Source organism: Massilia sp. FBCC-B171 (assembly GCF_059134155.1).
This window is the reverse complement of sequence record NZ_CP101443.1, coordinates 4,195,855-4,214,066: the sequence shown is the minus strand read 5'-3', so window position 1 is coordinate 4,214,066 and position 18,212 is coordinate 4,195,855. Positions and strand designations below refer to the sequence as shown.

The following is an 18,212-nucleotide window of genomic DNA, read 5'->3' as shown; positions in this document are numbered from 1 at the left end:
ATTTGCTCAGTGGTTCCTGTCAACAGCGAAGCTGCAGAGCTGCAACAGGCTCTGTTTGTACTCGCTGTCGGGCAGGTCGGCGATCGATTCCGCGGCGCGGCGGGCGGCCGTTTCGGCTTCGCGGCGAGTGTAGTCGAGGGCGCCGCTGGAGGTGACGGCGGCCAGCACGGCGTCGAAATGCTGCTCGTCGCCTTGCTCGATGCAGCTGCGCACCAGTTCGCGCTGTTCCGGGGTGCCGTGTTCCATCAGATAGATCAGGGGCAGGGTGGGTTTGCCTTCGCGCAGGTCGTCGCCGACGTTCTTGCCGATTTCGGCGGCGTCGCCGGCGTAATCGAGCACGTCGTCGATCAACTGGAACGCGGTGCCCAGCGAACGGCCGTATTCGCCGGCCGCGGCTACCTGGGCGGCGCTCGCGCCGGCGACCAGGGCGCCCAGCTCGGCGGCCGCTTCGAACAGCTTGGCGGTCTTCGAGCGGATCACTTTTAAATAGCTCTCGTGGCTGACGTCCGGGTCATGCATGTTCAGCAGCTGCAGCACTTCGCCTTCGGCGATCACATTGGTGGCGTCCGACAGGATCTGCATGACGCGCATGTTTTCCAGGCTGACCATCATCTGGAAGGAGCGCGAATACAGGAAGTCGCCCACCAGCACCGAAGCGGCATTGCCGAACAGGGCATTCGCCGTCTGGCGGCCGCGGCGCATCGAGGATTCGTCGACCACGTCGTCGTGCAGCAGGGTCGCGGTGTGGATGAATTCGACGACCGCCGCCAGTTCATGGTGGGCCGTGCCGCGATAACCATGCGCATTTGCCAGCAGCAGCACCAGCACGGGGCGGATGCGCTTGCCGCCGGCGCTGATGATGTACTCGGCGATCTGGTTGACCAGGCTCACTTCCGAATGCAGGCGCTGGCGGATCACCGTGTTGACCGCGTCCATGTCGGTTGCGATCGATTGGGTGATGGAGTTCTGTTGGGCGTGAGGGGTAGCGGCGGACAAGGCGAACCTGCTGTGATCGTTGAGCTGCGGTTGAGAGGCTGTTGAGGTGCTAGGGTGCGGCGATTATACGACATGCACGCATGAGTCGTGCCATTGCGCCAAGTATCAGGCGTGCGCCCGGCAGGGGCGCGACGTTGCCGAGATACCACGACAGAAGCGGGGCGATCCCGGCTTTTGACGCACGCGACCGAAGCGTGTATAATTCCCTGTTCCCCGGCACCAGAGAAGCACGGCACGTACGTCGCCGAAGGGATTTTTATTAAACAATTGATGAGGTTTTCAATCATGTATGCGGTCATAAAAACCGGTGGCAAGCAGTATAAAGTTGTCGCTGGTGAAAAACTTAAAGTAGAACAGATACCGGCAGACATTGGTTCCGAACTCACGATCGATCAGGTCCTCGCCGTTGGCGCGGGCGAGAGCATCAAATTTGGTGCTCCCCTGGTTGAAGGTGCTACGGTTCTGGTGAAGGTCGTTTCCCATGGTCGCCACGACAAGGTCCGCATTTTCAAAATGCGCCGTCGTAAGCACTACCAGAAGCGTCAGGGCCACCGCCAGAACTTCACCGAAATCCAAGTGGTTTCGATCAACGGCTAATTGCCCCTCTCTTCAAAGTCATCAAGGAGTACTTAAATGGCACACAAAAAAGGCGGCGGCACTACCCGTAACGGCCGCGACTCAGAAAGCAAGCGCCTTGGCGTGAAAGTGTATGGCGGCCAGGTGATCAACGCCGGCGGCATCATCATCCGTCAACGCGGTACCCCAGTGCGTCCAGGCACCAACGTCGGCATGGGCAAGGATCACACCCTGTTCGCGCTGGTCGACGGCACTGTGAAGTTCGTCAAGCAAGGCGTGGGCTCGAAGCAATTCGTGACCGTCGTCGCTGCTGCTCAAGCTGCTGAAGCAGTCGCAGCGTAATTGACGTAAAGCGCCGCTTCGAGCGGCGCATCCTTGTAAGGCGCAAGCCTTCCATCGAAAGGCTCTGCTTACAGTAGAGCCTTTTTAGTTTTTTGGCGGTCAAAAATGAAGTTTATCGACGAAGCAAGAATTGAAGTCATTGCGGGCGACGGCGGCAACGGTTGCGCCTCGTTCCTGCGCGAGAAGTTCCGTCCATTCGGCGGTCCGGACGGCGGCGACGGCGGCAAGGGCGGCTCGATCTGGGCGGTTGCAGACCGTAATATCAACACACTGGTCGACTTCCGCTATTCGAAAACCCACCATGGCCGCCACGGCGAACCAGGCCGCGGCTCCGATTGCTACGGCAAGGGCGCCGACGACGTTTATCTGCGCATGCCGGTCGGCACGCTGATCATCGATAACGTCAACGGCGAGATCATCGCCGACCTGACCGAACACGGCCAGACCGAAATGCTCGCCAAAGGCGGCGAGGGCGGCTGGGGCAATATCCACTTCAAGACCTCGACCAACCGTGCTCCGCGTCAAAAGACCGAGGGCAAGGAAGGCGAACGCCGCGAACTGCGCCTGGAACTGAAGGTGCTGGCCGACGTGGGCCTGTTGGGCATGCCGAACGCGGGCAAGTCGACCTTCATTACGGCCGTCTCGAACGCCAAGCCGAAGATCGCGGATTACCCGTTCACGACCCTGCACCCGAACCTGGGCGTGGTGCGCGTGTCGCACGAAAAGAGTTTTGTGATCGCCGACATCCCGGGCCTGATCGAAGGCGCCGCCGAAGGCGCGGGCCTCGGCCACCAGTTCCTGCGTCACCTGGCGCGCACCGGCTTGCTGCTGCACATTGTCGACATGGCGCCGTTCGAAGAAGCCACCGTCGACCCGGTGAAAGAAGCGAAAGCGCTGATCAAGGAACTCGAGAAGTACGACGAGGACCTGCTCAACAAGCCGCGCTGGCTCGTGCTCAACAAGCTCGACGTCGTGCCGGAAGAAGAGCGCAAGAAGCGCGTCAAGGACTTCATCAAGAAGATGGCCTGGAAGGGTCCTTTCTTCGAGATCTCGGCCCTGAACCGCGAAGGCTGCCAGGAACTGATCAACGCGATCTACATGCACCTGGAAGAAAAGCGCGCGCAGGATGTGCGCGTCGATGAAACGATGCAGATGACCGAAGAGGCACGCGGCATCGTCTCGATCGATCCGGACGATCCTCGCTTCAAGATCCTTGAAGACTAAGGGTTTTCGGCTCACCCGTGCGTGGGCGCGCGGCCAGCTCCTGCAGCTGGTCGCCACCGTCAGTTCGCTGGCGGCGCTCGTTGCCATGCTCGACCCGGACATGGTCGCAACGGCAATGGGCGTGTTTCTCGTTGGCGTGAACGGCTACAGCCAGTTCTACGCCATCTATGTCGGCGTCCGTCTCGCCACCGCGGGACTGGCACTGCTTGCAGCAAGGCGGGGCGACCAGCCCATCCTCGGCGATCTCGTTGCATTATTCCTGCTGGCCCAGCCGGCCGGGCGCCTGGTCGCGGCATTCGCGATCGGCCTGCCGCGCGGGGTTTTGTTCGTCGTATGCGGGATCGAATTGCTGGTGGGCCTGGGCCTGCTGGCCTTACGCCCGCGGAAGGTCGGACTTACACCATGAGACTCTCGCCATGAAATCCGTCATCCAGGCCGCCGGCCGCATCATCGTCAAGGTCGGCTCCTCGCTCGTCACCAATGAAGGCCGCGGCCTCGACCACGACGCCATCGCGCGCTGGGCCAACCAGATCGCCGCGCTGCGCGCCCTCGGCAAGGAAGTCGTGCTGGTCAGCTCGGGCGCGATCGCCGAAGGCATGCTGCGCCTCGGCTTCACTTCCCGCCCGCACGACATCCATGAACTGCAGGCCTGCGCCGCCGTCGGCCAGATGGGCCTCGCGCAAATTTACGAGACCAGTTTCAAGGCGCATGGGGTGAAGACCGCGCAGGTGCTGCTCACGCACGCCGACCTGGCCGACCGCGAACGCTACCTGAACGCGCGCGCCACCCTGACGACCTTGCTCCGGCTGGGCGTGGTCCCGATCATCAACGAGAACGATACCGTCGTCACCGACGAGATCAAGTTCGGCGACAACGACACCCTGGGCGCCCTGGTCGCCAACCTGATCGAAGCCGACGCCCTGGTGATCCTGACCGACCAGCGCGGCCTGTATTCCGCCGATCCGCGCAAGGATCCAGGCGCACAGCTGATCGAACGCGCCCAGGCCGGCGACGCCAGCCTGGAGGCGATGGCCGGCGGCGCCGGCAGCAATATCGGCAGCGGCGGCATGCTGACCAAGGTGCTGGCCGCACGCCGCGCCGCGCGCTCGGGCGCCCACACGGTGATCGCCTGGGGCCGCGAGCCGGAAGTGCTCACTCGCCTGGCGCAGGGCGAAGCCATCGGCACCGAACTCAACGCCGCCACCACGCGCCTGACCGCGCGGCGCCAGTGGATGGTCGACCACCTGCACACGGCGGGCGAGGTCGTGCTCGACGCCGGCGCCGTGCAAAAGCTGACGCAGGAGGGCAAGTCCCTGCTGCCGATCGGCGTGCTTGCCGTCAAGGGCGAGTTCGGGCGCGGCCAGGTGATTACCTGCGTCAGCGAAGCGGGCCTGCCGATTGCGCGCGGCCTGACCAGCTATACCAGCGGCGAAGTACGCCGCATCATGCGCCACTCCTCGCGCGAAATCGAAGCCATCCTCGGCTATATCGAGGGACCGGAACTGGTCCACCGCGACAATTTAGTCCTACTTTGAAAGTTTTTATGATCAATCCCGCCGCCGTAGTCCAGGCACAGCTCGACGCCTATAACGCCAAAGACATCGACGCCCTGATGCTGACCTATGCGTCCGACGCGCGTCAGTTCACGCTGCACGGACCGATGCTGGCCGAAGGGATCGATGCGATCCGGGCGCGCTATGTCCTGCGCTTTGCCGAAGCCGACCTGCACGCGCGCCTGCTCAGCCGCGTGGTGCTGGGGAATATTGTCACCGATCTCGAAATCGTAACGCGCAATTTACCCGACGGGCTGGGGACGCTCGAGATGTTGTGCGTGTATGAAGTCGTCGACGGGCGCATTCAGAATGCCTCGTTTGCGACCGGTTCGACGACCCTGCTCGAAGGCTGATCGCTCGCGCACTAATGTGGTGCATATTTGGTGAAACGGCCAAAACACCACATATAATTCGATTAACTATTGTTGTGGCCGATTGACATCCTCGTGTGATTGATGATGTCGATGGGAACTTGTCGTTGCCGCACTGCTATAACCCACTGTAGAGTGGTTATATCCGTCCTGACTATGCACTCTGCTTGCCGCAGATGCCGGTGCAGGACGCCAGCGCAACCTTTTCTCTGCACGGACCACAATGAAACTGAGCCGTAAACTCCCCCTCTGCTTCGCCGCCGTCGCCCTCGTCGTTGCCTGCGCCGGCTTTTTCGGCATGCGTGAACTGAATCGTTCGATTTCTACTTACCACGGTGCCGTGGCCAGTTACAGCCATGCCCAGGGTGTAGAGACCCTGCTGTCGACCTTTAAAACCCAGATCCAGGAATGGAAAAACACCCTGTTGCGCGGCAAGGACGACGCCCAGCGCCTCAAGTACTGGAAAGCCTTCGAGGAAAGCGAGGGCAAGGTTGCGCAACAGGCGAAGTCGCTGATCGCGGCGCTGCCGGCGGGATCCCAGCGTGAGCTGATCGCGCAGTTCGACCGTGCGCACACGCAGATGGGCCAGGATTACCGCAAGGGCTATGCCGCATTCGAAGCAGCCGCTTTCGATGCGAGCGCCGGCGACCAGGCGGTCAAGGGCAAGGACCGTGCACCTTCCGAACTGCTGGTAAAGGCGCGTGAGGAAATCGTCGCCAGCACCATGCAAAGCGTTGCCCACGCCGACGCGAGCAGCGAGCGCGCCACCATGCTGAGCACGCTGGCGATGCTGCTCGGTTCGGCCGCCGCGATCGCCGCAGGCTTCATGCTGTCGCGCTCGATCGTGCGCCCGCTCAACCACGCCGTGATGGTGGCAACCACGGTGGCAGGCGGCGATTTGCGTGCGCGGATCGATGTCAAATCGAATGACGAAACGGGCCAGCTACTGGGCGCCCTGAAAGCCATGAACACGAGCCTGACCCAGATCGTCACCCGCGTGCGCAGCGGCGCCGAGACAATCGGCGTGGCCTCCGGAGAAATCGCACAAGGCAATATGGATTTGTCCGCGCGCACCGAGCAGCAAGCCGGCGCCCTCGAGGAAACCGCCTCGTCGATGGAAGAACTGGCATCGACCATGAAGCAGAACGCCGACAATGCCCGCCAGGCCAACCAGCTCGCCATCAGCGCCTGCGACGTTGCGGTCAAAGGTGGGGCCGTGGTCGAACGCGCGGTCACCACGATGGGGTCGATCAGCGATTCGGCGAAACAGATCGTCGACATCATCGGCGTTATCGACAGTATCGCTTTCCAGACCAATATCCTGGCACTGAACGCCGCGGTCGAAGCGGCCAGGGCCGGCGAGCAGGGCCGCGGCTTCGCCGTCGTGGCTTCCGAAGTGCGCAACCTGGCGCAGCGCTCTGCCACGGCGGCCAAGGAAATCAAGCTGCTCATCAACGCCTCGGTCGAGCGTGTGGAGGCCGGCAGTGTGCTGGTGAACGAGGCCGGCGCCACAATGACCGAGATCGTCACCAGCGTGCAACGCGTGATGGACATCATTGGCGAGATCAGCACTGCCAGCGCGGAGCAGGGCGCCGGCATCGAGCAAGTGAACAGGGCCGTCACCGAGATGGATGGCGCGACCCAGCAGAACGCCGCACTGGTCGAGGAAGCGGCAGCGGCGGCGCATGCACTGCGCGAGCAGACCGTGGCACTGAACAAGGTAGTGAGCGTGTTCAAGCTCGAAGGCGATTCGGGCGCGTCTTACGCCGCCAACGATGCGCCGGCAACCTTCGCCCGCGGCGTGCCGCGCACCTTGCCTGCCGCCTGAGGAATCAGGCCTGGACCGGAGCGTCCGCCGGCAGCACCGGCGGCACCGGCGCCGGTGCGATCAACCCCTGCGGCGCCGGCGTCTTGGCGCGGAACTCGCACAAATCGTTGATGATGCAGTTCCAGCACTTCGGCCGGCGCGCCACGCAGGTGTAGCGGCCGTGCAGGATCAGCCAGTGGTGCGCATCCTGCAAAAACTCCTTCGGCACGAATTTCAGCAGCTTCATCTCGACCTGGTCGACGTTCTTGCCCGGCGCGATGTTGGTGCGGTTCGAGACGCGGAAGATATGGGTATCGACCGCCATGGTCGGCTCGCCAAACGCCGTATTCAACACCACATTCGCCGTCTTGCGGCCCACGCCCGGCAGGGACTCCAGCGCTTCGCGCGCGCGCGGCACCTCGCCGCCATATTGCTGCACCAGAATTTCACAGGTCGCGATCACGTTCTTGGCTTTGGTGTTGTACAGGCCGATGGTCGAGATATACGTTTTCAGCTCGTCGAGGCCAAGCTCGAGGATCTTCTGCGGCGTGTTCGCGACCGGATACAGGCGGCGCGTGGCCTTGTTCACGCCGACGTCGGTCGACTGCGCCGACAGCAGCACGGCAATCAGGAGTTCGAACGGCGTCGTGTATTCCAGCTCGGTGGTCGGATGCGGATTGGCGGCGCGGAAGCGCGTAAATATTTCTAAACGTTTGGCCGGGTTCATTAGTTTGTCTTATCCTCGGGAGGCGCCGCACGCAGCCGGGCACGCTCCATGGCGGCGGCGATGATGGCGCGCTTGCGCTCCTTCTCGGCCAGTTCCTCGGGTGTATTCGTCGCCTCGGCGGTGACTTCGCGCATCTTCTCGACCGCTTTGGCGGCCAGGCGCGCATCGTTTTCCTCGCGCTCGCGCTTCAAGCGTTCAGTGCGGAAGTCGTGGCGTGCGCGCGCCGCGTCGGCCGCCTGCTGCGACCAGGCGGCCCAGCCGGTGGCTTCGCCCGTCACCGGCACCATGCTGATGCAGTCGACCGGGCAGGGCGCCACGCACAGGTCGCAGCCGGTGCACAGGCTCGGCAAAATGGTATGCATCTGCTTGGCCGCGCCCAGGATCGCGTCCACCGGGCAAGCCTGGATGCACAGGGTGCAGCCGATGCACAGGGCTTCGTCGATGAAGGCGACCGGGCGTGGACGCTCGACGCCGTTGGCCGGGTTGATCGGGATGACCTTGCGTCCGGTGACGGCCGACAAGCGGCGCACGCCTTCCATGCCGCCGGGCGGGCACTGGTTGATCTCGGCTTCGCCGCTGGCGATGGCTTCGGCATAGGGCCGGCATGCCGGATAGCCGCATTTCGTGCATTGCGTCTGCGGCAGCTGGTCTTCGATCAGGTCGGCAAGGGTCTTGGTCACGGCGCGGAGGTGGGCTAAAGGCGTCATTATCCGACAAAAGCGCAGCCAACGCGAAGCGCCTTGGCGAGCTCGTCGCTTGCGTGGGGGAAGCGTACAGAAACATTGCCCGGACCATGGCTTACTGGAGTCCTTGCCGGCGTGCCTGTCGGCCCCAACCGCGGGAGTAAGCCATGAAGAAGAAGATGATTGCTCGGGCGATGATTGCCCTGATGTTTGCCGCCAGCGTCCCGGCGACTGCCCAGGACCGCGGCTACCGCGACGATCGCGCCCAGGAGCGCCGCGAAGACCGCCGCGAGTACCGCAACGAGCAGCGCGAAGAGCGCCGCGACTACCGCGACGACCGGCGCGAGGCGCGCCGCGATTACCGTGACGACCGCCGCGACGACCGCGCCCGCAACCGCGGCGCCGGCCCGCGCCACGACCTCTACCGTGGCCAGCGCCTGCCGTCGAACTACCACAACCGCCAGTATGTGGTCGACAACTGGCGTTCGCACCGCCTGAGCGCGCCGCCACGCGGACACCACTGGGTGCAGGTCGGCAACGACTACGTGCTGGCGGCGATTGCTACCGGCCTGATCGCCAACGTCTTCCTCGGTAACTGACGCGGCACAAAGAAATGGGGATGCTATTTGGTTAAGTGGCATATCGAACAGATGCGATCCGCTGCCGATGGCTTAATGTGGGCATGGGCTGCGTCACGCAGCCAACGCTCACAGGAGAACATATGAACGAATGGATTATCGCCCCCTTGCTTGAACCCGATCCTACCGGCATCGTGTCGCACACGCCGGGCGGGGGCGACAGCGCACCACAGGAAGAAGCCCTCGACGACCGCCGCCACGGCGACCGCCGCGATGGCCACGATGAAGAAGCCGACCCTGACTTCGCCCGCGGCGACGACCGGCGCGAAGACGCGGTGTAACCGGCCAACCGTAAAGCATCGGCAGTACAAAAAATGCCACGACATGTCGTGGCATTTTTATTTGGTAGTGGCCGCTTACTGAACCAGTGCCTTGCGGAACTCCGGATCTTCGAACAGCTGGCCGGCGAGCTTGCGGTACAGGCCCTGGTACTGGCCTGCTGCCAGCGGGATCGCGACCGCGCCAACGAACGAGGATTCCCAGCTGGCGTCGGCGCGCAGGGTGCGGTCATAAGCGACCGTCTGGCCGCGGGTGACGACGAAGCGCGCCCCAAGCTTGGCGGTGCCGGTGCCGATCGCCGCATCGGCATCGCTTTCGGTGAGGGTGCCGCTGATGACGGTGGGCGAGCTGGCATTGAGCAGGCCGGCTGCATCGAGTTCGACCCGCAGCGTTTCCTTCAGATACTGCGCGAAGGAGTCGTTGTAGGGCGAATGCACCTTCGAGCCGCGCAGGCCCACGCCCTGGTCGACGCTGGGGGACTGGCCCGGCGCCAGCGTGAAGCTGCCCAGGTTGGCCGGCGCCAGGCCGGCACCGCGCAGTTTGGTGGTGTTGTCGATGCTGGCCTGCGGCGCGCCCATGGGCGTGGCGCAACCGGTCAATTGCACCGCGATCAGGGCAGCAGTGAAGAGGGCAAACAGGCGAAATGGTGAACGCTTCATGTTGTTATCCTTGGTTGAAATTTAGTTGAAGGTGGTTTGCTGCGACAGGTCGTTCAGCACGTTCGCCACGACCTGGCGCGTCATGGTGCGGATCGCTTCTTCCATGCTGGCCGACTTGGCGGCATTGGCCGGCGCGGCGGTGTTGCCCAGCGCGGTGTGGATGGCGTGGCGCGCGGTGGTCACGACCGGCGTGCCCTGGCCCGCAGGCAGGTAGGTGACCTTGCATTCATAGACGTCGGTGACGACATTGCCGGCCAGGCCAAAGGTCAGGCCCGTCACGAAGCCCTTGCCTGCGGCGTTTTCGCCGGTCAGCGGCATGTTGTTGAGCTGCACATTCAGGCGCGCGCTGTCGCTGCCTGCGCCGAGCGTCGAGAACAGGCCGCTGTTGGCTACTTGCTCTTGCACCTGTGCTTGCAGGAATTCGGTAGCGCGCGCATTCGGTGCGCCGCGCGACTGGAATTCAAAGCTGAAGGCGACCGGTTTCGGCGTGCCGACTTTCTTGAACTGGGCAACCGGCACCTCGCGCGTGGCGGTGTCGACGTAAAAGCTGGCGCAGCCGGTCAGCAGCGCAGAGCCGGCCAGGAGCAGGGCGCTGGCGGCGCGGCGCAGCGGGCGTGCAAATGCAGTAGTCATCGTAGAAATCCCCTGAATAGTTTTTAGGCGGCAAAAAGCCGGTAGCCAGAGGATATCGTATTGCTAAGCTGCAAATCTCTCCCTTTGTCACAGACGAAAAAAAAGCCCCGGCAGCCGTGCAGGCTGGCGGGGCGTCGGCTGGGTCAGCCGCGGTTGGGAAAGATCAGCCGAATTCGCGGATGAACTCGCCCAGTTTCGGGCAGATCGTCTCGCGCCAGCGGCGGCCCGAGAAGATGCCGTAGTGGCCGGCCTTCGGCGCCACGAAGTCGCGCTTCATGTTTTCCGGAATGCTGCTGCACAGGTCATGGGCGGCCTGGGTCTGGCCGGCGCCCGAGATGTCGTCGAGCTCGCCTTCGATGGTCAGCAGGGCGACCGTCTTGATGTCTTGCGGACGCACCAGATTGCCGCCGACTTCCCAGGTGCCTTTTGGCAGGCGGAATTCCTGGAACACGGTCTTGATCGTGTCGAGGTAGTACTCGGCCGGCATGTCGAGCACGGCATTGTATTCGTCGTAGAACTGGCGATGGCTTTCGGCCGACTCGTCATCGCCGCGCATCAGGTGCTGGTAGAACTCGCGGTGCGACTGGGCATGGCGGCCCGGGTTCATGGCGATGAAGCCGGCGTGCTGCAGGAAGCCCGGATAGACCTTGCGGCCATAGCCTGGGTAGTTGCCCGGCACCGCGTAGATCACGGTGTTTTCGAACCACGAGAACGGCTTTTCGGTGGCCAGGTCGTTGACCGCCGTCGGCGACTTGCGCGGGTCGATCGGGCCGCCCATCATGGTCATGGTTTTCGGCAGCTTCGGATCGTTGGCGCTGGCCATCAGCGAGATCGCGGCCAGCACCGGCACGGTCGGCTGGCAGACGGAAATGACGTGCACGTCCGGGCCGAGGGCGCGGATGAAGTCCTGCACGTAATAGATGTAGTCATCAAGGTGGAACGGACCGTCCGACAGGGGCACCATGCGCGCATCGATCCAGTCGGTGATGAAGACGTCGTGGTCCGGCAGCAGGGCGCGCACGGTGTCGCGCAAGAGCGTCGAGTGGTGGCCCGACAGCGGGGCGACCAGCAGGACGGTCGGCTGCGCCAGTGCGGCAAACGCCGCCTCCGGCAGGTCTTTCTTGAAATGCACCAGTTTGCAGAACGGCTTGGTGACCGCTGCGTGCTCCTTGATGGCGACCGGCTCGCCCTTGATGGCGACGGTGTCGATGCCGAAGGCCGGCTTTTCGTAATCCTTGCCCAATCGGTACATCAGCTCGTAACCCGCGGCGATACGCTGCGAGAACGGTGTGTGGGCGAATGGGGAAACCGGGTTCGAGAACAGCTTCGACGACGCATCCGCCCATTGCATCAGCGGGGTCAGGAAGGAGCGTTGCATCTCGTGCAATTGATAAAGCATAGTAATTCCTTCGTATGGTGCGTGTTGTCCGGACGCGTTGCCCGGACCCTTGCGCCTCGTATGAACGCCGTGTTGGCTCCGTACTCAGTGCGCGAAATTTAATCAACCAATTATAGGATAACTTGCTTGACGGGTGGAAATATCCGTTTCCATCATAAGCTCATGCAAACCCTGTTTGGTCCACGCGTAATGCGGTTATACACCCGATTTTGCTAGGCCGTCGGTGATGCGGCACACATAAAAACAAATGCCCCGGAGGACCGGGGCACTGTCGTATTCCTGTAACTGAACGGTCGTGCTCAATCGAACACTGGCGTTTCGACACCGAGGATCTTGTGCAGTTTCGGCGAGGTCGTCGTGTACTGCATGTGGATCTTCTTGTCGGGGAAGATGTAGGGCGCCGCGCCGAAGGCAGCCAGGGCCGCTTCGTGGAAGCCCGACAGGATCAGCTTCTTCTTGCCCGGGTAGGTGTTGATGTCGCCCACGGCGAAGATGCCCGGCACGTTGGTTTCGAACTTCTCGGTGTCGACCACCTTCAGTTGACGACGTTCGATGTCCAGGCCCCATTCGGCGATCGGGCCGAGCTTCGGCGACAGGCCGAAGAAGACCAGCAGCATGTCGAGCGGCACGCGGCGGGTAACGCCGTCGGCGCCGGTGACTTTCACTTCCGTCAACTTGCCGTCGGTTTCGTCGAAGCCGGTGACCTGGCCGATGATCAGCTGCATTTCATATTCGTCGCACAGGGCCTTCATCTTGGCCACCGAAGCAGGGGCCGCGCGGAAGTCTTCGCGGCGGTGCAGCAGCACGACCGACTCGGCCTTGCCGACGAAATTCAGGGCCCAGTCCAGGGCGGAGTCGCCGCCGCCGCAGATGACCAGGTTCTTGCCTTCGAACTGGCTCGGATCCTTGACGCGGTAGTGCAGCTGGGTGTTGTCGAACTTGTCGATGCCGTCGACCTTGATCGTGCGCGCCTGGAAAGAACCGACGCCGGCCGCGATGAAGATGGTTTTCGTGATGAAACGGGTGCCGGCCGAGGTCTCGACATTGAAGCGGTTGTCTTCGCGGCGCTGCACGGTCGTCACTTCCTGGCCCAGGTGGAAGGTCGGCTCGAAAGGCTCGATCTGCTTGAGCAGGTTGTCGGTCAGTTCCTGGCCGGTGCACACAGGCACGGCGGGGATGTCGTAGATCGGCTTGTCGGGATACAGCTCGACGCACTGGCCGCCGACGGCTGTGAGCGAGTCGATGACGTGGGCCTTGATCTCGAGCAGGCCGAGTTCGAAGACCTGGAACAGGCCGACCGGGCCCGCGCCAATGATGACGGCATCGGCGTCGATGGCGCCGGCGAACGAACTGTTGGGGGCGATGCTGCCCGCATCATGGGTGGCACTGATAGTCATGCGCAATGGTCCTGTTGATTTTTGAATAGAGGGGCGCTGAAGCACTGCCCGTTCATGCGATGGCCGCTAGTGTGCCATGGATGACGCACGCTTGCTGACGGCGGTGAAAACCGGCCCCAGCAAGCGCAACAAAACCTGGATTAGCGGGCCAGCTGTTCCAGCTTGTTCTTGACGTCTTTCCACTGATCCGCGTCGGGCAGGGCCGCCTTGGTCTTGGTGATCGACGGCCAGTTGCGCGACAGGTCGGCATTGATCTTGATGAATTGCTGCTGGTCGCCCGGCACGTCTTCCTCGGCATAGATCGCATTCACCGGGCATTCGGCCACGCACACGGCGCAGTCGATGCACTCGTCAGGGTCAATCGCAAGGAAATTCGGGCCTTCCCGGAAACAATCGACCGGGCATACATCGACGCAGTCGGTATAACGACAGCTGATGCACGATTCGGTGACAACGTGGGTCATAACAGTCCTATCTATGGTGGGGTGCCGCAGCGTTAGGGCGCATCGAGGGGCCGCCAACATGGCAAAGCACTGTATTCTAGGGCAATTCGAGCTTTCCTACAAATCACGCTTAGACACAATATACATAAGCAAATGTGATGCACGACGCGCGATTTGGCCCTCGGCGGGCGGGGCAGGGCTGCTACGCTCAGGCCAGCGAGCGCAGATGGGCCAGCAAGGCCGGCCAGCCGGCCGCGTCCAGCGAACCGTCGTCGGCCAGCAGGACCGAATGGCAGCGCTGGCCATCCTCGACCGTGATGGTCCAGGTCGGCAGGTCGGCCCCGACCGCGTGCGGCGGGCTGGCGCCGAAGAAGTCGGCCTGGCGCACCAGCGCTTCCAGGGCGGCGCCGTCGTGGCGGCAGGCCGTGTCGATGTCGACGCAGCGCTCGATGCCGGCGAAGCCGCCGGCCATGGTGGCGTGGATCCTCATGGGAGCGCCGCGACCGGCGCCACGAGCGCGGCCCGGGACTGGTCCCCGGACGGTGGCGGGGCGTCGAGCGGCAACTCTTCGCCGGCCGGGCCGTTGCGTCCGCGCTCGGCGCACCAGCGCGCCAGCGCCTGCGCCTCGAGGTCGAGCACGCGTTCGATGTTGTAGTACTCGGCCAGGTTCATGGTGCCGCAGCAGGCGCGCCGGTCCTGCTGGGCGCCGGGTTCGTCGCAGACGACCGCGCTCAGGCGCTTGAAGCAGGGGGCCGCGGCGGCGGTCGGCCCGGCAGGCTCGGCGGGGACGGGCGTGTCGTCAGCCACTTCCTCGCCGACGACCTCGCGGATCGTGAACTGGTGCCGGATCGCGTCATGATAGGTGGCCGGCTTGCCGTCTTCCACGCACAGGCGCAGCATTTCGTTGACGACGTCGGCATAGGTGGCGGCAATGTCGGGCGCGGCCACCAGCGCGCGCAGCACCAGGCCGCGCAGCCAGGCGGCCACCCGGTGCAGGACGGCGGCGTCGTCCTCGAAGGCCGGGTTGCGCTCGAGCCCGAAGATGTCGGCCAGGATGTCGTAGACGCCGCCCGTGAACACCTGCGAGATCGCATGCACCTGGGTGCCGGCCTGGGACAGCGTCAAATCATTGTCGGCATTCCTCAGGCCCGTGGTGCCGCCGAGCGCGAGGCCGAACTGCTCGGCGATATCGGCAAGGAAAGTCTTGTCGTGCAGCCGCGCCTTGGTCTGGGCCACCACCGCTTCGCACTGGTCGAGCTGGGACAGGGCCAGGAAAATCGCGGTCAGGTCGCCGAAGGCTTCGTGCAGGCCGCCCGTTTGCGGCGGGGCATCGGCCAGCAGCCAGTGGGGTTTCAGGCCGTCGAGCACGGCGTGGCCTGTTTCGTGGGCGACGATGTCGAAGGAGCGGCAGGTGAAGACCCGCTCTTTCTGGCCGGAGGGCACGAAGTCGCCGAACTTCAGGCAGTTCTGGCTGCGGCTGTAGAAGGCGTTCATCACGTTCGGCAAGCCGTAGGGGAAGATGTGCAGCGGCGCCGTGTCGATGCTGCTGTTCCACTGCCAGGGCAGCGGCATCTCGGCCCCGGCGGACGATAAGGAGCGCTGGTACATGGTCAGCGTCTGGCGCACCACGGCAAAGGTGTGGACGGCGTCGAACTGGGGCGTGTCGGGCATGGTGACGAAGTCGCCGAAGGCGTTCGGCTCGACCGGGCTGATGCCGGGGTCCCCGGAAGCAATGCGGGCGTCGCGCGGGCCGGCCAGCACCACGCCGGGCAGGAAGGCTTTGCGGGTGCCCATGTCGAGCACCGAGGGATCCTGCTTCCACATCAGCACGCGTGCGCCGAAGGCATACGGCAGGGGCACGCCCGCATCGGGCGGCGCGCCGGTGCCGCGCGGGGCGCCGGGCTGGTCGAGCAGCTGGGCTGCCTTGCGGTGCTGGCGATAGGCGGCGCTCGGGGTGGGAACAAAGGCGACCGGCGGCTGATCGCGTTCGAAAGTAATGGGGTCATCCGGCAATAGTGCTCGTTGTTCCATGGCGCAATCCTCGCATGATTGAGATACCTCAACAGATTCTCGCGCGCCCCACGGAAGCGGTTTTGACTAGGATCAATTGCGTAGCGGACTGGTATCTGAGCGATGCAACTGGCATCATGGCGGATTGTCTAGCGCATCAGCAGAAGAAAGGAACACACATGGCCGACATTCAAATCGTCCAGGAACACAACCTGAGCCCGGAACGGGCACGCGCCGCGGCGCAGCAGGTGGCCGACAAAGTGGCCGCCGAATTCGGCATGCAGTGGCGCTGGGAAGGGGATGTACTGCGTTTCGAGCGCAGCGGCGTCGAAGGCGCCCTGACCCTGGGCGAACAGCGCGCGGCGCTGCAGATCAGGCTGGGACTGCTGATGAGTGCGTTTCGTCCCGCGATCGAGGCGAAGGTGACGGACAAGATGCGCCGGATTTTCGCGTCGGCGTGATCGGTTTCGTGGGTGGCCGGGACGCATTGCGCGGTCCCGGCCCATCACGAAAGGCTTAGCCCTTCAGTTCTTCGATCAAATCCACATACTGCTGCATGGCTTCCTCTTTCGAGGTGCCTTTCAAACCATCCCACGCGTCGAACTTGGCGCGGCCGACCATGTCGGTGAAGCCCGGACGCTCGCCCGTGGCGTCGCCCGTCGAGGCCTGCTTGAAGAGCGCGTAGATCTTCAGCAAGGTCATGTTGTCCGGACGTTCCGGCAGGTTCTTCGAATCGGCCTGGGCCTGGGTAAACTGGTCTTGCAAGCTCATAAAAACTCCTGTGTCTGGTTGCATGGTGGTGCGATGTCGGTGCATTGTCTGTAAGGCAATGCGCGCGGCCATATTAGCGCACGCGGCAGGAGATAGCGCGTTTTGAGGCGCCACTTTAGAGGGGATGCTCGACGCGCGGCGTCAGGCCCCGCAGCGCCGCCATCGGGGGGCGCGGCAGGGCGGGTGCTGCTTAGACGGCCAGCAGTTCGACGTCGAAGATCAGCGTCGCGTTCGGCGGGATCACGCCGCCGGCGCCGCGGGCGCCATAGCCCAGGCTTGCCGGGATCGTCAGGCGGCGCGCGCCGCCGACCTTCATGCCTTGCACGCCTTCGTCCCAGCCCTTGATCACGTGACCGGCGCCCAGTGGGAACTGGAACGGATCGTTGCGGTCTTTGCTGGAATCGAACTTGGCGCCGGCGGTGCCGTCGTCGTTGCGCAGCCAGCCGGTGTAGTGGACGGTGACGTAGGCACCGGCTGTGGCTTCGGCGCCTTCGCCGACGACGGTGTCTTCGTATTGCAGGCCGGAAGTGGTGGTAGTGGACATGTTGTTCCCTCGATAATCTGTGAACGGGGATTGTAGTGCATGCCCCGCAAAACTGCCATCCAGCGCGGCGCGGCGGCCCGCCCGCGAAACCCGTCTACAATGGTATTTTGATATTGGGACCTTCACGACCATGCCTGCATCCCACCTGAACGGCCCCTTTACCGCCTGGGCACGCGCCCTGCGCGCCGGATTCTCCCCGCGCATGATGGTGCTGTCGCTGGTGCCGCTGCTGCTGTCGCTGCTGGTCTGGGGCGGCCTGCTGTGGGCCTTCGGGCCGGCGCTGTTCGACTGGCTCGACGCCCTGTTCCGCGAATACGGCTGGTTCCAGGCCAGCGGCAGCTGGCTCTCCACGCTGGGCCTGGGCATGCTGAAGGTGGTCGTGGTGCCGCTGATGGCGATCCTGCTGCTGCTTCCCCTGATGATTGCCTCGGCCCTGTTGTTCATGGGCGTGTTCGCCATGCCGGCGATCGAGAAATACGTCAGCCGGCGCCAGTTCCCCAAGCTCGAACAGAAGGAGGGCGGCAGCTTCGCCGGCAGCATCTGGATGAACATCACCAGCGTGCTGGTGTTCGCGCTCTTGTGGGTGTGCACGATCCCGCTGTATGCGGTGCCGCCGCTGGCGGTCGCGGTACAGGCGGCGCTGTGGGGCTGGGTGTCTTCGCGCGTGATGAGCTACGACGCGCTGGCCGCGCATGCCAGCACCGACGAGCGCCGCGCCATCATGCACCGGTACCGCTGGCCCCTGCTCGGCATCGGCATGGTCTCGGGCGTGCTGGGCGCGCTGCCGGGAATCGCCTGGATGGGCGGCGCGGTGCTGGCGATGGCGCTGTTTCCTTTCCTGGCGATCCTGTCGGCCTGGCTGTATGTGCTGATTTTCCTGTTCACCGGACTATGGTTCCAGTACTACTGTCTGCAGGTGCTGGAAGACCTGCGCCGGCAGGATGCGAACGCGCCGCTGGCCGCTTGACGCCGCCTGAAAAAAAGGCCGTCCGTACCAAAAAATGGTGCTGTGTAGGGAGGCAATACCAATGCTTGTAGGCATCAATGCCATAGAGCTAACTCTGCCGTTGTTTTTTTGCGAAAAAGATCCGGGCAGGTCAAATTTCTTGAACAGGACTTCATGCAAAACCTGTTGATGTGGTGGAATGATGGCTTGGGAG

General features: G+C 63.6%; 23 protein-coding genes. 11 read left to right on the top strand and 12 right to left on the bottom strand.

Annotated elements, in window-relative coordinates:
* Window positions 1–6 precede the first annotated feature (6 nt).
* Window positions 7–936 (bottom strand): octaprenyl diphosphate synthase, encoded by a 930-nt coding sequence (ispB, locus tag NMB41_RS19100; protein WP_494379379.1) that lies wholly within the window; start codon window positions 934–936, stop codon window positions 7–9.
* A gap of 345 nt (window positions 937–1,281) precedes the next feature.
* Here ispB and rplU point away from each other — a divergent pair, with 345 nt between their 5' ends.
* From rplU to NMB41_RS19065, 7 genes are all read left to right on the top strand, one after another.
* Window positions 1,282–1,593 carry a 50S ribosomal protein L21 gene (gene rplU / locus NMB41_RS19095; RefSeq protein ID WP_082493710.1) on the top strand — a complete coding sequence of 104 codons (312 nt, stop codon included), beginning with the start codon at window positions 1,282–1,284 and terminating at the stop codon, window positions 1,591–1,593.
* Window positions 1,594–1,629: 36 nt separating this feature from the next.
* Window positions 1,630–1,914: a 50S ribosomal protein L27 gene (gene rpmA, locus NMB41_RS19090; RefSeq protein ID WP_494379378.1), complete on the top strand. Its 285-nt coding sequence runs from the start codon at window positions 1,630–1,632 to the stop codon at window positions 1,912–1,914.
* A 105-nt stretch (window positions 1,915–2,019) separates the two neighbouring features.
* A complete protein-coding gene (gene obgE, locus NMB41_RS19085) occupies window positions 2,020–3,138 on the top strand; it encodes a GTPase ObgE (protein WP_494379377.1) in 1,119 nt (372 codons plus the stop codon).
* Complete coding sequence (locus tag NMB41_RS19080; protein ID WP_494379376.1) at window positions 3,128–3,544, top strand: hypothetical protein; 417 nt, start codon at window positions 3,128–3,130, stop codon at window positions 3,542–3,544. Before obgE ends, NMB41_RS19080 begins: the two co-directional genes overlap by 11 nt.
* A 10-nt stretch (window positions 3,545–3,554) precedes the next feature.
* Window positions 3,555–4,673, top strand: coding sequence for a glutamate 5-kinase (gene proB / locus NMB41_RS19075; protein WP_494379375.1), 1,119 nt, complete (start codon window positions 3,555–3,557; stop codon window positions 4,671–4,673).
* 8 nt (window positions 4,674–4,681) lie between these two features.
* Window positions 4,682–5,044, top strand: a complete 363-nt coding sequence (locus NMB41_RS19070; RefSeq protein ID WP_494379374.1) for a nuclear transport factor 2 family protein — start codon at window positions 4,682–4,684, stop codon at window positions 5,042–5,044.
* Window positions 5,045–5,285: 241 nt separating this feature from the next.
* Window positions 5,286–6,890: a methyl-accepting chemotaxis protein gene (locus NMB41_RS19065; RefSeq protein ID WP_494379373.1), complete on the top strand. Its 1,605-nt coding sequence runs from the start codon at window positions 5,286–5,288 to the stop codon at window positions 6,888–6,890.
* 4 nt (window positions 6,891–6,894) lie between these two features.
* Here the strand turns inward: NMB41_RS19065 and nth are convergent, their stop codons facing one another.
* On the bottom strand, window positions 6,895–7,596 hold the full coding sequence (gene nth, locus NMB41_RS19060) for an endonuclease III (protein ID WP_494379372.1): 702 nt from the start codon (window positions 7,594–7,596) through the stop codon (window positions 6,895–6,897).
* Window positions 7,596–8,303: an electron transport complex subunit RsxB gene (gene rsxB / locus NMB41_RS19055; RefSeq protein ID WP_494379371.1), complete on the bottom strand. Its 708-nt coding sequence runs from the start codon at window positions 8,301–8,303 to the stop codon at window positions 7,596–7,598. The genes nth and rsxB overlap by 1 nt, the downstream gene beginning before the upstream one ends.
* 143 nt (window positions 8,304–8,446) lie before the next feature.
* Between rsxB and NMB41_RS19050 the strand changes: the two genes are divergently transcribed.
* Together NMB41_RS19050 and NMB41_RS19045 are read left to right on the top strand one after the other, a co-directional pair.
* Entirely contained in the window at window positions 8,447–8,878 is a 432-nt protein-coding gene (locus NMB41_RS19050; protein WP_494379370.1) for an RcnB family protein, read from the top strand.
* Window positions 8,879–9,000: 122 nt separating this feature from the next.
* On the top strand, window positions 9,001–9,198 hold the full coding sequence (locus NMB41_RS19045) for a hypothetical protein (protein ID WP_494379369.1): 198 nt from the start codon (window positions 9,001–9,003) through the stop codon (window positions 9,196–9,198).
* 75 nt (window positions 9,199–9,273) lie between these two features.
* On the opposite strand, the gene NMB41_RS19040 is transcribed toward NMB41_RS19045, so the two are convergent.
* The 7 genes from NMB41_RS19040 to NMB41_RS19010 form a co-directional block, all read right to left on the bottom strand.
* Window positions 9,274–9,855 (bottom strand): hypothetical protein, encoded by a 582-nt coding sequence (locus tag NMB41_RS19040; RefSeq protein WP_494379368.1) that lies wholly within the window; start codon window positions 9,853–9,855, stop codon window positions 9,274–9,276.
* A gap of 21 nt (window positions 9,856–9,876) precedes the next feature.
* Window positions 9,877–10,488 (bottom strand): hypothetical protein, encoded by a 612-nt coding sequence (locus NMB41_RS19035; protein WP_494379367.1) that lies wholly within the window; start codon window positions 10,486–10,488, stop codon window positions 9,877–9,879.
* A gap of 163 nt (window positions 10,489–10,651) precedes the next feature.
* Window positions 10,652–11,887, bottom strand: coding sequence for a polyhydroxyalkanoate depolymerase (locus NMB41_RS19030; protein ID WP_494379366.1), 1,236 nt, complete (start codon window positions 11,885–11,887; stop codon window positions 10,652–10,654).
* A gap of 299 nt (window positions 11,888–12,186) precedes the next feature.
* On the bottom strand, window positions 12,187–13,284 hold the full coding sequence (locus NMB41_RS19025) for an NAD(P)/FAD-dependent oxidoreductase (RefSeq protein ID WP_494379365.1): 1,098 nt from the start codon (window positions 13,282–13,284) through the stop codon (window positions 12,187–12,189).
* A 140-nt stretch (window positions 13,285–13,424) separates the two neighbouring features.
* A complete protein-coding gene (fdxA, locus tag NMB41_RS19020; RefSeq protein WP_494379364.1) occupies window positions 13,425–13,748 on the bottom strand; it encodes a ferredoxin FdxA in 324 nt (107 codons plus the stop codon).
* A 187-nt stretch (window positions 13,749–13,935) separates the two neighbouring features.
* On the bottom strand, window positions 13,936–14,217 hold the full coding sequence (locus tag NMB41_RS19015; protein ID WP_494379363.1) for a protealysin inhibitor emfourin: 282 nt from the start codon (window positions 14,215–14,217) through the stop codon (window positions 13,936–13,938).
* Complete coding sequence (locus NMB41_RS19010; protein ID WP_494379362.1) at window positions 14,214–15,758, bottom strand: hypothetical protein; 1,545 nt, start codon at window positions 15,756–15,758, stop codon at window positions 14,214–14,216. Before NMB41_RS19010 ends, NMB41_RS19015 begins: the two co-directional genes overlap by 4 nt.
* 158 nt (window positions 15,759–15,916) lie before the next feature.
* Between NMB41_RS19010 and NMB41_RS19005 the strand changes: the two genes are divergently transcribed.
* Window positions 15,917–16,198 carry a polyhydroxyalkanoic acid system family protein gene (locus tag NMB41_RS19005; RefSeq protein WP_494379361.1) on the top strand — a complete coding sequence of 94 codons (282 nt, stop codon included), beginning with the start codon at window positions 15,917–15,919 and terminating at the stop codon, window positions 16,196–16,198.
* A 55-nt stretch (window positions 16,199–16,253) separates the two neighbouring features.
* Here the strand turns inward: NMB41_RS19005 and NMB41_RS19000 are convergent, their stop codons facing one another.
* Both NMB41_RS19000 and NMB41_RS18995 read right to left on the bottom strand, forming a co-directional pair.
* The gene (locus NMB41_RS19000; protein WP_494379360.1) at window positions 16,254–16,508 is read right to left on the bottom strand and encodes an acyl-CoA-binding protein; all 255 of its coding nucleotides are present in this window, start codon (window positions 16,506–16,508) and stop codon (window positions 16,254–16,256) included.
* 190 nt (window positions 16,509–16,698) lie between these two features.
* On the bottom strand, window positions 16,699–17,052 hold the full coding sequence (locus NMB41_RS18995) for an FKBP-type peptidyl-prolyl cis-trans isomerase (RefSeq protein WP_494379359.1): 354 nt from the start codon (window positions 17,050–17,052) through the stop codon (window positions 16,699–16,701).
* 130 nt (window positions 17,053–17,182) lie between these two features.
* Here NMB41_RS18995 and NMB41_RS18990 point away from each other — a divergent pair, with 130 nt between their 5' ends.
* Entirely contained in the window at window positions 17,183–18,019 is an 837-nt protein-coding gene (locus NMB41_RS18990) for an EI24 domain-containing protein (protein WP_494379358.1), read from the top strand.
* Window positions 18,020–18,212: the final 193 nt, after the last annotated feature.

Excerpts from the sequence above, each read along its gene's own strand:
- NMB41_RS19030 (WP_494379366.1), bottom strand. The coding sequence starts at position 11,887 with ATGCTTTATCAATTGCACGAGATGCAACGCTCCTTCCTGACCCCGCTG.
- nth (WP_494379372.1), bottom strand. The coding sequence starts at position 7,596 with ATGAACCCGGCCAAACGTTTAGAAATATTTACGCGCTTCCGCGCCGCC.
- NMB41_RS19000 (WP_494379360.1), bottom strand. The coding sequence starts at position 16,508 with ATGAGCTTGCAAGACCAGTTTACCCAGGCCCAGGCCGATTCGAAGAAC.
- NMB41_RS19040 (WP_494379368.1), bottom strand. The coding sequence starts at position 9,855 with ATGAAGCGTTCACCATTTCGCCTGTTTGCCCTCTTCACTGCTGCCCTG.
- rpmA (WP_494379378.1), top strand. The coding sequence starts at position 1,630 with ATGGCACACAAAAAAGGCGGCGGCACTACCCGTAACGGCCGCGACTCA.
- NMB41_RS18990 (WP_494379358.1), top strand. The coding sequence starts at position 17,183 with ATGCCTGCATCCCACCTGAACGGCCCCTTTACCGCCTGGGCACGCGCC.
- NMB41_RS18995 (WP_494379359.1), bottom strand. The coding sequence starts at position 17,052 with ATGTCCACTACCACCACTTCCGGCCTGCAATACGAAGACACCGTCGTC.
- NMB41_RS19070 (WP_494379374.1), top strand. The coding sequence starts at position 4,682 with ATGATCAATCCCGCCGCCGTAGTCCAGGCACAGCTCGACGCCTATAAC.
- rplU (WP_082493710.1), top strand. The coding sequence starts at position 1,282 with ATGTATGCGGTCATAAAAACCGGTGGCAAGCAGTATAAAGTTGTCGCT.
- proB (WP_494379375.1), top strand. The coding sequence starts at position 3,555 with ATGAAATCCGTCATCCAGGCCGCCGGCCGCATCATCGTCAAGGTCGGC.
- rsxB (WP_494379371.1), bottom strand. The coding sequence starts at position 8,303 with ATGACGCCTTTAGCCCACCTCCGCGCCGTGACCAAGACCCTTGCCGAC.
- NMB41_RS19045 (WP_494379369.1), top strand. The coding sequence starts at position 9,001 with ATGAACGAATGGATTATCGCCCCCTTGCTTGAACCCGATCCTACCGGC.
- obgE (WP_494379377.1), top strand. The coding sequence starts at position 2,020 with ATGAAGTTTATCGACGAAGCAAGAATTGAAGTCATTGCGGGCGACGGC.
- NMB41_RS19015 (WP_494379363.1), bottom strand. The coding sequence starts at position 14,217 with ATGAGGATCCACGCCACCATGGCCGGCGGCTTCGCCGGCATCGAGCGC.
- NMB41_RS19065 (WP_494379373.1), top strand. The coding sequence starts at position 5,286 with ATGAAACTGAGCCGTAAACTCCCCCTCTGCTTCGCCGCCGTCGCCCTC.
- NMB41_RS19005 (WP_494379361.1), top strand. The coding sequence starts at position 15,917 with ATGGCCGACATTCAAATCGTCCAGGAACACAACCTGAGCCCGGAACGG.
- ispB (WP_494379379.1), bottom strand. The coding sequence starts at position 936 with ATGGACGCGGTCAACACGGTGATCCGCCAGCGCCTGCATTCGGAAGTG.
- NMB41_RS19025 (WP_494379365.1), bottom strand. The coding sequence starts at position 13,284 with ATGACTATCAGTGCCACCCATGATGCGGGCAGCATCGCCCCCAACAGT.
- NMB41_RS19035 (WP_494379367.1), bottom strand. The coding sequence starts at position 10,488 with ATGACTACTGCATTTGCACGCCCGCTGCGCCGCGCCGCCAGCGCCCTG.
- NMB41_RS19050 (WP_494379370.1), top strand. The coding sequence starts at position 8,447 with ATGAAGAAGAAGATGATTGCTCGGGCGATGATTGCCCTGATGTTTGCC.
- fdxA (WP_494379364.1), bottom strand. The coding sequence starts at position 13,748 with ATGACCCACGTTGTCACCGAATCGTGCATCAGCTGTCGTTATACCGAC.
- NMB41_RS19010 (WP_494379362.1), bottom strand. The coding sequence starts at position 15,758 with ATGGAACAACGAGCACTATTGCCGGATGACCCCATTACTTTCGAACGC.